General features: G+C 63.6%; 11 protein-coding genes and 1 pseudogene. 8 read left to right on the top strand and 4 right to left on the bottom strand.

The window, feature by feature from the left end:
- Both CQ12_RS05595 and CQ12_RS05590 read right to left on the bottom strand, forming a co-directional pair.
- A pseudogene (locus CQ12_RS05595) lies at positions 1-556 on the bottom strand (hypothetical protein); the annotation flags it as partial.
- 324 nt (positions 557-880) lie between these two features.
- The gene (locus CQ12_RS05590; protein ID WP_057834357.1) at positions 881-1,855 is read right to left on the bottom strand and encodes an NADPH:quinone oxidoreductase family protein; all 975 of its coding nucleotides are present in this window, start codon (positions 1,853-1,855) and stop codon (positions 881-883) included.
- A 112-nt stretch (positions 1,856-1,967) separates the two neighbouring features.
- Here CQ12_RS05590 and CQ12_RS05585 point away from each other — a divergent pair, with 112 nt between their 5' ends.
- The 7 genes from CQ12_RS05585 to CQ12_RS05555 all read left to right on the top strand — a co-directional run bounded on the left by CQ12_RS05585 (position 1,968) and on the right by CQ12_RS05555 (position 9,943).
- Positions 1,968-2,807, top strand: coding sequence for an SDR family oxidoreductase (locus CQ12_RS05585; protein ID WP_057834360.1), 840 nt, complete (start codon positions 1,968-1,970; stop codon positions 2,805-2,807).
- A 193-nt stretch (positions 2,808-3,000) separates the two neighbouring features.
- A complete protein-coding gene (locus CQ12_RS05580; protein WP_057834356.1) occupies positions 3,001-3,630 on the top strand; it encodes an invasion associated locus B family protein in 630 nt (209 codons plus the stop codon).
- A 162-nt stretch (positions 3,631-3,792) separates the two neighbouring features.
- Entirely contained in the window at positions 3,793-4,992 is a 1,200-nt protein-coding gene (rlmN, locus tag CQ12_RS05575; RefSeq protein WP_057834355.1) for a dual-specificity RNA methyltransferase RlmN, read from the top strand.
- Positions 4,993-5,100: 108 nt separating this feature from the next.
- On the top strand, positions 5,101-5,592 hold the full coding sequence (locus tag CQ12_RS05570) for a hypothetical protein (RefSeq protein WP_057834354.1): 492 nt from the start codon (positions 5,101-5,103) through the stop codon (positions 5,590-5,592).
- 39 nt (positions 5,593-5,631) lie between these two features.
- Entirely contained in the window at positions 5,632-6,420 is a 789-nt protein-coding gene (locus tag CQ12_RS05565; protein ID WP_057834353.1) for a phosphatase PAP2 family protein, read from the top strand.
- A 186-nt stretch (positions 6,421-6,606) separates the two neighbouring features.
- Positions 6,607-7,944, top strand: a complete 1,338-nt coding sequence (gene argG, locus CQ12_RS05560) for an argininosuccinate synthase (protein WP_057834352.1) — start codon at positions 6,607-6,609, stop codon at positions 7,942-7,944.
- A 244-nt stretch (positions 7,945-8,188) separates the two neighbouring features.
- Positions 8,189-9,943, top strand: a complete 1,755-nt coding sequence (locus CQ12_RS05555; RefSeq protein WP_057834359.1) for an alkaline phosphatase — start codon at positions 8,189-8,191, stop codon at positions 9,941-9,943.
- Between the two features lie 21 nt (positions 9,944-9,964).
- Here the strand turns inward: CQ12_RS05555 and CQ12_RS05550 are convergent, their stop codons facing one another.
- Complete coding sequence (locus CQ12_RS05550) at positions 9,965-10,585, bottom strand: TetR/AcrR family transcriptional regulator (RefSeq protein ID WP_057834351.1); 621 nt, start codon at positions 10,583-10,585, stop codon at positions 9,965-9,967.
- A gap of 227 nt (positions 10,586-10,812) precedes the next feature.
- Between CQ12_RS05550 and CQ12_RS05545 the strand changes: the two genes are divergently transcribed.
- Entirely contained in the window at positions 10,813-11,769 is a 957-nt protein-coding gene (locus tag CQ12_RS05545; protein WP_057834350.1) for a homocysteine S-methyltransferase family protein, read from the top strand.
- A 117-nt stretch (positions 11,770-11,886) separates the two neighbouring features.
- Here the strand turns inward: CQ12_RS05545 and CQ12_RS05540 are convergent.
- The coding region (locus CQ12_RS05540; RefSeq protein WP_245309747.1) for an OmpA family protein at positions 11,887-13,010 on the bottom strand (1,124 nt) is incomplete at its 5' end.

Raw genomic sequence — 13,010 nt, 5'->3', positions numbered from 1 at the left:
CGGCAATGCGCGCCGGTTGCGGTGCCGGCTCCGGTACCGCCGCGGCAAGCTGGGCAGCGGGCGGCGCACTGCCGCCACCGCCGCCGCCGAGCGAGGCGTTGAAGATGACGGCGCGCGTCGAGTCGATGGAGAACAGCGCAAGAACCGCCGCGATCGCCGAAACCACCGCGACGCCGGTCACGATGCGCCCGGCGCGGGCCTTCTTCAGCCCCCCGCTGCCGAACCTTCCGCTCCCGAACGAATATTCGGAAAGCTGCTGATGCGACTCTTCCTCGTAGTTGGACAGGAAAAGCGGCACCGTCTCGTGTGGCGGCAGATCTTCCGGCAGCACTTCTGTCCGATCGAACGCCGGCGCAAAAGGCTGCGCATATTGCGGCTGGTCGTACTGAGACTGCTCGTACTGAGGCTGCTCGTATTGAGGCTCGTCGTATCGCGGTTCGTAGCGGAGCTGTTCGTATCGAGGTTGCTCGGCCTCATACAGCCTGGGATCGCTGATGGCTTCGTCAAACCTGTCGAACGGATCTCTCGCCTGAACAGGCCTGATATTTTCCGCCATGATGATGCTCCCCACTATCGAACGCAACTAACGGGCGTCCCCTGCACTTGCTTCTTGCTCTTGTTGACGTACAGGAGCCCCCTCATCCGGTCCCTAAAATCGCACACGGATTGGGTTCAAAAAACGACGACGACCGGGGGGAATTAGGAAATTTTTTGGTATGATTAAGGCGGGCAAGCGGCATAACGCCGTTCAGAAACACGCATTGTTACCGAAAAACCATATCAGTGATATAAAAGGGTGGAACAAAAACGGCCCGAGCAAGTCACGGGCCGTTTTCACTTTTTCCAGTCGGCGGCAATTCGATTGAGGCCCGGTTCCCGCTCAGGGATGCAGGATCACCTTGCCCATCGCCTTGCGGCCGGCCAGCACCTTGAGGGCGTCGGCGGTCTGCGCCAGCGGGAAGGTGCGGTCGACGTGGGAGGAGATCTTGCCTTCCGCGGTCCACTTCACGAGCTTCTCGAGGTTGGCGCGGTTCTTTTCCGGATTGACCCTGGTCCACGCGCCCCAGAATACGCCGCGGATGTCGCAACCTTTGAGCAGCGCCAGATTGAGCGGCATCTTCGGAATGTCGCCCGCGGCAAAGCCGATCACCAGGAAGCGGCCTTCCCAGGCGATCGAGCGCAAGGCGGCCTCGGCATAAGTGCCGCCGACCGGATCGAATATGATGTCGGCGCCCTTGCCGCCGGCGAGCCGGCGCAAGCCTTCTTTCAGGTCTTCCTTGCTGTAGTTCAGCGTCAGCTCGGCGCCGTGCGCCTTGGCGAATTCGAGCTTCTCGTCGGACGACGCGCAGGCGATCACCTTCAGGCCCATCAGCTTGCCGAGTTCGCAGGCCGCAAGACCGGTGCCGCCGGCCGCGCCCAGCACGGCGAGCGTCTCGCCGGGCTTCGGGCTGGCGCGATCCTCCAGCGCATGCAGCGCGGTGCCGTAGATGATGATGATCCCGGCGGCGCGATCGAAATCCAGATTGTCGGGAATCTTCACGATCGAATTGGCCGGAAGCGCGATCTTTTCGCGCGCGCCGTTATGGCCGCACGACGCCACCACGCGGTCGCCGACCTTCAGGTCGGTGACGCCGGCGCCGACGCTTTCGATCACGCCGGCGACCTCGGCAGCCGGCGAGAACGGGAAGGGTGGCTTGATCTGGTACTTGCCTTGGATCATCAGGATGTCGAAGAAATTCAGCGCGGCCGCCTTGATCGCGATCACGGCCTGTCCCGGTTCGGCGACCGGATCGGGCACATCGGCCAGCACGAGATCGTCGGGTTGGCAATATTGCGAGCAGAGAATGGCTTTCATGGACGCACCTGATTGTCGGACCGGAAGGCTTGCAGCTTCATGCCGGATTTGAAGCCGGGCTACAATCCGATTCGGATGCATGGCCTCATGGTGGTTCAAGGGGATTCAAACGATGTTTGAAAAGGGCTTGCTGGCGGGGAAGCGGATCCTGGTCACCGGCGGCGGCTCGGGCCTCGGGGCCGCGATGGGGCGCCGCTTCGTCGAGCTCGGCGCGGAACTGATCATTTGCGGCCGGCGGCTCGAACTGCTGGAGGCGACGGCCGCGCAGATGCGCGATGAACTCGGCGGCAAGGTCACGGTGGCGCAATGTGATATCCGCGACGGGGCCGCGGTGGATGCGATGATGGACCAGATCTGGCGCGCGGCGCCGATCGACGTTCTGGTCAACAATGCTGCCGCGACCTTCATCGCGCAGACCGAACATTTGTCGTTTCGCGCGGCGGACGCGATCCTGGCGCCGACACTGCACGGTACGATGTATTGCACGCTCGCCGCAGGCAAGCGGTGGATCGACGGCAAGCATAAGGGCGTGGTCCTGAGCATTCTCTCGACCTCGACCATCACCGGCCGCGCCTTCACGGTGCCGTCGGCGATGGCGAAGTCCGCCGTGCTCGCGATGACCAAAAGCCTTGCGGTGGAGTGGGGACCAAAGGGTGTGCGCACGGTAGCGATCGCGCCCGGCGCGTTTCCGACGCCGGGCGCCTCGGGTCAGCTCCGTCCCGAGGGCCGCGATGAAAGCTGGGCGCAACGCAATCCACTTGGCCGCGCCGGTGCGCACAGCGAACTTGCAAACCTCGCGAGCTTCCTGATTTCCGATCAGGCCGGATACATCAATGGTGAGATGGTAGTGCAGGACGGCGGCTCGCATTTGCGCAGTTCCGGCGCCGAGGATCTGCTGCAATGGACCGATGCGCAGTGGCAGAAGCAGCGCGAGCGTCGTCCCAAAGGATGATAAGGGGCAGAAACCGAAGGCCGTGCGCTGATTCGCTGAAAGCGACCTGAGACGAAGGGTCGCCACAGCGGTGACATCACTGTAACTGCCTTCCCAAAAAAGCATTTCCCGGCTATCCATCCCCGGCGGCGCGGTGCGCCTTCGGGCCATCATCCAGTCACAATGATAAGGGAACCAGTTGTCCGTGTTGCGAATGCTGACATTTCTGGTTGCGATTGCGGCGTTGTGCGGGGCGACCTCCCAGGCACAGGCACAGGGCACTGCTCCGAAAGGTGCCAAGGAAAACGCCAAGGACGCGGCGAAGTCCGCGCCTGCACCGGCGGCCAAGCAACCAGCCAAGCCGGAGCCGGCTGCAACCGCTGCCGCAGGCGGCGCGGAGCCGACCCTGATCGGCCAGTACGGCACCTGGGGCGCCTACACCGCGACCCCGAATGGCAGGAAGGTTTGCTTCGCGTTGGCGAAGCCATCGTCGTCCAAAACCAATCCGCCGAATCGTCCGCGCGATCCCGCCTACGCTTTCGTCTCGACGCGGCCCGCCGAAAAGGTCGTCAACGAAGTTTCGATCATGATGGGCTATGCGCTGAAGCAGGGCTCGGAATCTTCACTCGAGGTCGGCGGCGCCGCCTACGCGATGTACACCCAGGGCGATGGACTCTGGATCAAGAACGCCGCGGAGGAAGAGCAGATGGTCAGCGCCATGCGCAAATCCGCCGAAGTCATCGTCAAGGGCGTTTCGGCCAAGGGAACCGAGACCACAGACACCTTCTCGCTGAAGGGTCTGTCCCAGGCGCTCGACCGGCTGGCGCAGGATTGCAAGCGCTAGGCGGCTTTTTTAGCCCAAATTTGCGTTGTTTGCGGGCCCCGGAAGGCCTATTTGAGTGCGTAGGGTGGGCAAAGGCGCGCAGCGCCGTGCCCACCATTAACGTTTCTGGTGGGCGCGCTGTGCTTTGCCCACCCTGCATTCTCAACGATTCCGTGTGAATAAATGACGCTTTCAACTTCCGTGGCGCCGCTCGAGAAGGTTCCGCTCGAAACCTATGTGCCGCCGGCCAAGCCGTCGCTGATCGGCCTGTCGCGCGCCGAGATCGCCGACCGGCTCGGCGCGATCGGCGTTGCCCCGTCGCAGCGCAAGATGCGCACGCAGCAGCTCTGGCACTGGATGTATTTTCGCGGCGCCAGATCCTTTGCCGAGATGACCAGCGTCTCCAAGGACATGCGCGCGCAGCTCGAGCAGCATTTCACCGTCGACCGCCCCGAAGTGGTGGCCGAGCAGATTTCCAACGACGGCACCCGCAAATGGCTGCTGCGCCTGCCGAGCGGCGATACGTTGCAGAAGGCGCATGAGGTCGAGTGCGTCTACATTCCCGAAACCGATCGCGGCACGCTCTGCGTCTCCTCGCAGGTCGGCTGCACGCTGAACTGCTCGTTCTGCCACACCGGCACGCAGCGGCTGGTGCGCAATCTCACCGCGGGTGAAATCGTCGGCCAGATTATGGTGGCGCGTGACCGCCTCAATGACTGGGCCGATCGCGAGACGCCGACCGGCAGCCGCCTCGTCACCAACGTCGTCATGATGGGTATGGGCGAGCCGCTCTACAATTTCGACGCGGTGCGCGATGCGCTGCTGATTGTCGCCGACAATGAAGGCATCGGCATTTCCCGCCGCCGCATCACGCTGTCGACCTCGGGCGTGGTGCCGAACATCATCCGCACCGGCGACGAAATCGGCGTCATGCTGGCGATCTCGCTGCATGCGGTGCGCGACGAGTTGCGCAACGAGCTGGTGCCGCTGAACCGCAAATATCCGATTGCCGAGCTGCTGCAGGCCTGCCGCGATTATCCGGGCTCGTCGAACGCGCGGCGCATCACCTTCGAATATGTGATGCTCAAGGGCGTCAACGATTCCCTCGACGACGCCAAGCTGCTGGTGAAGCTGCTCAAGGGCATCCCGGCCAAGATCAACCTGATCCCGTTCAATCCCTGGCCGGGCTCGCGCTACGAATGCTCCGATTGGGAGCAGATCGAAAAGTTCTCCGAATACATCTTCAACGCCGGCTATTCCTCGCCGGTGCGCACCCCGCGTGGCCGCGACATCCTCGCCGCCTGCGGCCAGCTGAAGTCGGAGACCGAAAAACTGTCCGCACGCGAGCGCCAGGCACTGCGCGCCATGGCGATGACGGATTGACAATGAATATCGCCGTCATTGCGAGCGAAGCGAAGCAATCCATCTCTCTGCGTGTTGAGAGGCGGATTGCTTCGTCGCTTTGTCGCAAGCAATGACGGGTGTAGGCCAATGGCGCTGATCGGCCGTCTCTTCGTCATCCTGTTCGGCTTCCTCGCCGCCTGCTTCGTGGCGGGGATGATCGTGGTCGGTGCGGTGCTGTATCCGGAGATCTCCGATCTCGGCGGCGCGCCGATCGACCAGGATGCGATCAACATCCTGCTCGGCTTCGGCTTCATCTTCCTGTCCGGCTTCGCATTGCTGCCGGCGCTGGTGGTCGTTCTCATTACCGAAGCCTTCCATATCCGTAGCGTGCTCGCCTATGCGGTCGGTGGCGCCATTGTCGGCGCGGCCTGCTATCTCGGGCTTGTTCCGTTCGACACCGAGACGCTGCGGTTCGACGGCGTCGTGCATCGCCATCTCGAAATCATGACCGGGGCGGGCATCGTTGCCGGCCTGGTCTACTGGATGATCGCGGGCCGATCCGCCGGAGCGTGGCGCCATCCGCCGCCGCCCTTGCGGCCGCCACCGCCGCTGCCATCGCATTCGCGGCCGCTGTCGTGAAGCTTCCCAACGCCCGCAGCCTCGGCTAAACCCCGCGCCATGAACCGTACCGGACTCCTCGTCGCGCTGGGCCTGGCGCTCGCTATTGGCTTGCTGTTTGGAATCTATCCCGAACTCGATCTGAAATTGGCGGCGCTGTTCTATGATCCCGCCACCGCGTCATTTCCCCTGAAACTCGATCCGTTGGCCGAGTTCGCGCGCGACGGTGCGATGTGGATTGCCTGGGCGCTGGCGTTGCCGTCGCTGATTGCCATCGTCGCTAAAATAATGCGACCGGATCGGCCGATGCTGGTTCCGGGGCGCGCGGCGGTGTTCCTGCTCGTCACGATCCTGCTCTCCGCGGTCGTGCTGACCAACCTCACCTTCAAGAGCTATTGGGGCCGGCCGCGGCCGGTGATGGTGACGGAGTTCAACGGCCCCTGGCAATTCGTGCCCTGGTGGGATCCGCGCGGCGAGTGCGGACGCAACTGCTCGTTCTTCTCCGGCGAGGGCGCCACCGCGTTCTGGGCCTACGCGCCGGCAGCGCTGACCCCGCCGCAATGGCGACCCCTGGCGTATGTGGCGGCGACCCTGTTCGGGGTCGCGACCTCCCTGCTGCGAATGGCATTCGGCGGGCATTTCTTTACGGACGTCGCCGCCGCGGGACTAGTCAGCTTTTTCGTGATCTGGCTGGCCTATGCCTTTATTTACCGCTGGCCGTCGACGAGGGCGACGAATGCGCAGATCGAGGCGGCCCTGGCGCGCTGGGGGTGGCCCGGCTATCGCCTGTGGCAGCGCTGGCGCGGACGCGAGGCTGGTAATCCGGCTCCAGCCGCAAAGCGCCATTAAACGCGTGCCCGCCAGCGCGAAATTTGATATTCGCGCAAGCCAAGCCGTTAGAGCCTAGCGGTTCTGATTGGATCAGAACCGAAGCTCTAGGTTGTTGTTTTGACGCGTTTTCTTCACGCGAACCGGTATCCACGTCGCTTGAAAACGTTATAACGGCATCCGCCATTTCGACCGATTGGAAGCTCCATGAGTACGATTCTGAAAAGCCTGCCCAAGGGGGAAAAAGTCGGCATCGCTTTCTCCGGCGGTCTCGATACCAGCGCGGCGCTGCTTTGGATGAAGCAAAAGGGCGCGCGGGTCTTTGCCTATACCGCCAATCTCGGCCAGCCCGACGAGGCCGACTATGACGAGATTCCGCGCAAGGCGCTGGAGTTCGGCGGCGAGAAGGCACGCCTCGTCGATTGCCGCACGCAACTGGTCCACGAAGGGATTGCCGCCATCCAGGCCGGCGCCTTCCACGTCTCGACCGGCGGCATCACCTATTTCAACACCACGCCGCTCGGCCGCGCCGTCACCGGCACGATGCTGGTCTCGGCCATGAAGGAAGACGGCGTCAACATCTGGGGCGACGGCTCGACCTTCAAGGGCAACGATATCGAACGGTTCTATCGTTACGGCCTTTTGACCAATCCGAATCTGCGGATCTACAAGCCCTGGCTCGACCAGCAGTTCATCGACGAATTGGGCGGCCGCGCGGAAATGTCCGCGTTCATGACCGCCAATGGGTTTGCCTACAAGATGAGCGCCGAGAAGGCGTACTCGACCGACAGCAATCTCCTGGGCGCCACCCATGAGGCCAAGGACCTCGAGAACCTCGACAGCGGCATCAAGATCGTCAATCCGATCATGGGCATGCCGTTCTGGCGCGACGACTGCGCCGTGAAGGCCGAGAAGGTTGTCGTGCGTTTCGAGGAGGGCCAGCCGGTCGCGCTGAACGGCCAGACATTCACCGATCCCGTCGCGCTGTTCCTCGAAGCCAATGCGATCGGCGGCCGGCATGGCCTTGGCATGAGCGACCAGATCGAGAATCGGATCATCGAGGCGAAGAGCCGCGGCATCTATGAAGCGCCCGGCATGGCGCTGTTGCACATCGCCTACGAGCGCCTCGTCACCGGCATTCACAACGAAGATACCATTGAGCAATACCGGATCAGCGGCATGCGTCTCGGCCGCCTGCTCTACCAGGGCCGGTGGTTCGATTCGCAGGCCCTGATGCTGCGCGAAACCGCCCAGCGCTGGGTAGCGCGCGCGGTGACCGGCGAGGTGACGCTCGAACTCCGCCGTGGCAACGACTACTCGATCCTGAACACCGAGAGCCCCAATCTGACCTACCAGCCGGAGCGGCTGAGCATGGAGAAGGTCGAGGATGCCGCGTTCACGCCGGCCGACCGTATCGGCCAGCTCACCATGCGCAACCTCGACATCGCCGATACCCGCGCCAAGCTGAAGGTCTATGGCGACACGGGCTTGCTGTCGGGCAGCGAAGGCTCCGAGATCTTCAAGCTCGAGAGCGACAAGGGCTAGCTGTCGTCCCGGCGAAGGCCGGGACCCATACGCCGCGGCTGGTGTCGTTGAACTCCGCTGGTTGGCGGCTTTCGTGAAGCAATACGCGGTCGTGGTGATGGCCCCGGCCTTCGCCGGGGCGACGACAGCGTGTTGCGTACCTCCGTTATGGACACGTCATCGGGGGTGGATAGATTTCCCCATCTGAATCCTGCGGAGCAGCCGCCGACGTGCCGGCTCCGTGTGTCCGGCCGGAGCCTCGATCATGATCAAGCCTGTCGCCATCACCCTCGGTCTCGTGCTTTCGGCATCGGCGGCCGGCGCCCAGACGATCTACCCCATCGACCGCGCCGAAATCCTTTCCGGCGCGCAGTTCGACTTCAAGGTCGAATTTCCCGACAAGATCGATCCGGCGAAGCTGAAGGTCACGGTCAACGGTCAGGACTATGCCGCCGCCTTCGGCCGGGCCGGAACGTTCGTCGAGCGCGAGGACGGCAAGGATCAATCGGCGTTGCTGCTCCGCGATGTCGCGCTGACCGCGCCCGGCCCTGTCGTCGTCGAGGCCGGTGACGGCGCGCGCAGTCGCAAGGTGACATGGACCGTCTACGACACGCCCCCGCGCAAGGCGAAGAACGTCATCCTGTTCATCGGCGACGGCATGTCGCCCGCGCACCGCATTGCGGCGCGGCTGCTGTCCAAGGGCATCGCGGAAGGAAAGAGCCTCGGCAAGCTCGCGATCGACGACATGCCACATATGGCGCTGGTGGCGACCGCGGGTTCCGATTCGATCATCACCGATTCCGCGAACTCGGCCAGCGCCTATGCCACCGGCCACAAGAGCGCCGTCAATGCGATGGGCGTCTATGCGGATCGCACCAGGGACCCGTTCGACGATCCCAAGGTCGAGACCATTGCGAGCCTCGTCAAGCGCCGGCTCAACATGGCCGTCGGCATCGTCAGCAACACCGAGATTCAGGATGCAACACCCGCGGCGATGGTGGCGCATACCCGCCGCCGCGCCGAATACGATCAGATTGTCGAGCAGTTTTTCGCGGCCAGGCCCGATGTGTTGCTCGGCGGCGGCAGCGCCAATTTCCTGCCAAAGGCTGCGTCAGGAAAGCGCAAGGATGATATTGATTATGTCGCCCGCTTCAAAGAGGCCGGCTATCCCTTCGCGACCACCGCGGGCGAGCTAAACGCGCTCGCGGCAAAGCCCGAAACGGGCCGGTTGCTCGGCCTGTTCACTCCCGGGAATATGGATGGCGCGCTCGACCGCAAATTCCTTAAAGGCGGCGGTGTCAAGAAATTCCCCGAGCAACCCGACCTGACCGAACAGGTTCAGGCTGCCTTGAACGTGCTGTCGAGAAACGAGGCCGGCTTCTTCCTGATGGTGGAGTCCGGATTGATCGACAAATACGCGCATGTGCTCGACATGGAGCGCGCGGTCTATGACACCATCATGCTCGATAACGCCGTGCGCCTCACCCGCGATTGGGCGAGCAGGCGCGGCGACGATACCCTGATCCTGGTTGTTGCTGACCACAATCATCCCAACAGCCTCGTCGGCACCATCAATGACGACATGGCTGCGACGCTGAACGTGCCGTTCCGCGAACGCGTCGGCGTCTACGACAAGGCCGGTTTCCCCAACTATCCGTCGCCCGATGCGGAAGGCTATCCCTCGCGCGTCGACGTCAGCCGGCGGCTTGCCATCTTCTCGGCCAGCCTTCCCGATCACTACGAGACCTTCCGTCCCAAGCTCGACGATCCGAACGAGCCGACCGTGAAGGGTGACGATCCCGCAACCTTCAAGGCCAATGAAAAATACAAGGACGTTCCCGGGGCGGTGCAGCGGCCGGGCAACCTGCCGGCGATGATCGGCGCGAGCGTGCATTCCGGCGAGGACGTCATCCTGACCGCGACCGGGCCGGGCAGCGAACGGGTGCGGGGCTCGATGGACAATACCGAAGTCTTTCGCGCGATGGCCGAGGCGCTCGGCCTTGCAACGACGGGCCAATAGCTTCGCGCGGGCTTGCGAGCCTCATGGCGTCGACGACGGGGCAAACATCAGCTTGATGCAGCTTCGAAAGATCAGGATCTGCCGTTCGAGGCGGCTTGGATCGTTCAGCGTCTTGGACATGATGATGGCGCCGTCGACGATGCAGGACAGCATGTCGGCGACGTCGTCGAGGTCGACCGGCTCCCGCGGCGGATAGATTGACGCGATGCCGTCGAGAATGGCGCGGAAGCGCGCGTTCCAGTCGCGCACGGATTGCGCGGTGAGATCGCGTATCTCACGATCGAACAGCCGCTCCTGATAACAGATGCTGGCGATGAGGCAGCCCGGATGGCCGCTCGGAAGATCGGCCATCGTTTCCGCCAGCAGCTTCAGCGAAATCAAAAAAGCCTGCAGTGGATCGTCGGACAGTTCGCGGCCGCGGGCGAAGATGTCGTCGAAGAGCTGGTCGTTGGTCGCGACATATCGGCGAAGCATTTCGCGCGCGAGCGCGTTCTTGTCCCTGAAGTGATAGAAGAAGCCGCTCTTGGTGAGGCCGGCCTCCGCGATCACCTCCTCGATCGAGGTGGCGCCAAATCCCTTCGCAAGAACGGCGGCCTCCGCGATCTCGAGAATCCGCTCGCGCGTCGCTTCGCCCTTGCTCATCCGGGGTTCCGGAACTGTACTCATGGTACGGTTTCTCCGCGGCGGCGGCTTGCGACCGCGCTGCCGCTCGATCTGCAACCATCTGATTTCGTACCACTTTGCAGCTTCCGGTTCATCCGCACCGCAAGCCGTCTAGGCCGCCGCGACACTATGAGGCACCAACATCGCCGGACCTATCAGATGCGGGAGAGACGTATCGAGGTCGACAAACGCGCGGAGATGTTGAAATGGCCAGATACCGAAACGCCCTGCCGCAGCGCCGCGGCGGTATTTTCCTGACCGACGGCGGCATGGAAACGACACTGATCTTCCATCAAGGCGTCGAGCTGCCGCACTTTGCCGCCTTTGTGCTGCTCGACAGCGCCGAAGGACGGGAGAAGCTGAAGCAGTATTACGCCGCCTATCTTGCGGTCGCGCGCGAACATGGCACGGGCTTCGTGCTCGATAGCCCGACATGGCGCGCCAATCCGGACTGGGGCACCAAGCTCGGCTACGACGCGTCCGCGCTCAGGGCGATCAATGTCCGTTCGATCGCATTCCTGGAAGAGCTGCGCGCCGGCTGGGAACGGCAAGGCGCGTCCTGCGTCATCAGCGGCGCCATAGGTCCGCGCGGTGATGGCTACAAGGCGGGCAACATGGATGCTGCGGAAGCCGAGGACTATCATCGGGCGCAGATCGCGGCCTTTGTCGAGGGCGGCGCCGACATGGTCACCGCCTACACGCTCACCAGCATCAATGAAGCGATCGGCATTGCGCGCGCCGCGAAAGCGCTCGCGATGCCGGCGGCGATCTCGTTCACCGTGGAGACCGATGGCCGACTGGTGAAGGGCGAGACGTTGCGTGAGGCGATCGAGGCCGTGGATCAAAAGACCGATGGCGCGCCTGAATACTTCCTGATCAATTGTGCGCACCCGACGCACTTCGAAGACGCGTTGCAGGCGGGTGAAGCCTGGACGGAACGTATCCATGGCGTCAGGGCCAACGCCTCGACCAAGAGCCACGCCGAACTCGACGAATCCGAAACGCTCGATGCCGGTGACCCGGCCGATCTCGGACGGCGTTACGTGGCGCTTCGGAGCGCGTTTCCGAAGATGCGGATTCTCGGCGGCTGTTGCGGCACCGACCACCGGCACGCCGCGGCCATTTGCGAGGCCTGCGTGACACCGCGGGCACTCAGCGCGTGAGAGATTTTTGTTTTAGCGCGTTTTCTTGACGCGAACCGGTGTCCACTTCGCTTGAAAACGCTCTAATAAAAAAGGCCGGGATCGATCCCGGCCTTTTTCATTTTGTAGCAGAGCGCCTCAGCGCGGCGGCGCGGTGCCGGGCGGGGGCGGCGGCAGCGAGGCCTGTCCGCCGTTGAGCAACGGCGTGATGTTGCGGATGGTGACGCGCCGATTGATCCCGCTCGGCCCGTCGACCTGCTCCTTCGGATACTGCTCGCCATAACCCTGCGAGGTCAGGTTCTCCGCCGGCACGTTGAACTGCTGCGTCAGCAGCGTTGCGGCGGATTCCGCGCGGCGGTCCGACAGCGACAGATTGTCAACGTCGGAGCCCACCTTGTCGGTGTGACCTTCGATCAGGAACACTGCGCGCGGGTTGGCCTGGATCGCCTGGTTCAGGCCGTCGGCGATCACCTGCAGCTTCGCCGCCTGGTCCGGCGGGATCTCCCACGAACCGGTCGCGAAGTTGATGGAGTTGACGTCGATGCTCGGCATCTGCATCCGCACATTGGGGCTGTAGCGGATTTCGTCGAGCGAGTAGCGCCGGTCGATCCGTTGCACCGGCGGCGCCCTCAGGGTTTCGTAGATCACTTCCGGGGGTGCTTCGTCCGCGGCGACGATGTAGCGGTCGTACGGCATGCTGACCACTGGCGGCGGCAGATCAACATAGAAGCCGCCGACGGCTCGCGGATCGCGGTAGCTGTTGTCGATGATGATGATCTCACGGCCACGGTCGTCGCGGCGGATGCGGCGCAGCAGCCGCCCGTCACTGCCGACCACGGTGATGATCTGGCTGCCATCCGGCCGGACCACGATGGTGCGGGTCTCGCCGCCGACGGTCTGGGTCTGGATGTCGCGCGCACCATAGCGGAAGCGATAGAGATCGTTGCCGCGGACGTATTGCTGTCCGCTCGGGTCACGGATGATGACGCGGTCCGGCTCATAGTAGACCGTGCGGCCGCCCTCGGTGACCTCCCGTCGCTGGCTGTGCATGTTGGCGATGGTCGCGCCGACCACGGCGCCTGCGACGACGCCCGCGCCGATCGCGAGTGGCGTCAGGTTTTCACGCCGTGGCTGTGGCGGTGGCGGTAGTGGCGTCGTGACCGTGGGTGCGGCCCGGAAGGCCGGCGCAACCGTCGGCGGAGCGAATTGCGCCCTGCCGGGCGGTGGCGCTGCGGCTGCCGAGCCCGGGACGACACTCGGCG

This window comes from Bradyrhizobium jicamae (assembly GCF_001440395.1).
Taxonomy (GTDB): Bacteria; Pseudomonadota; Alphaproteobacteria; order Rhizobiales; family Xanthobacteraceae; genus Bradyrhizobium; species Bradyrhizobium jicamae.
Note: the sequence above shows the minus strand (reverse complement) of the source record. Positions and strands in the feature narration are given on the sequence as shown.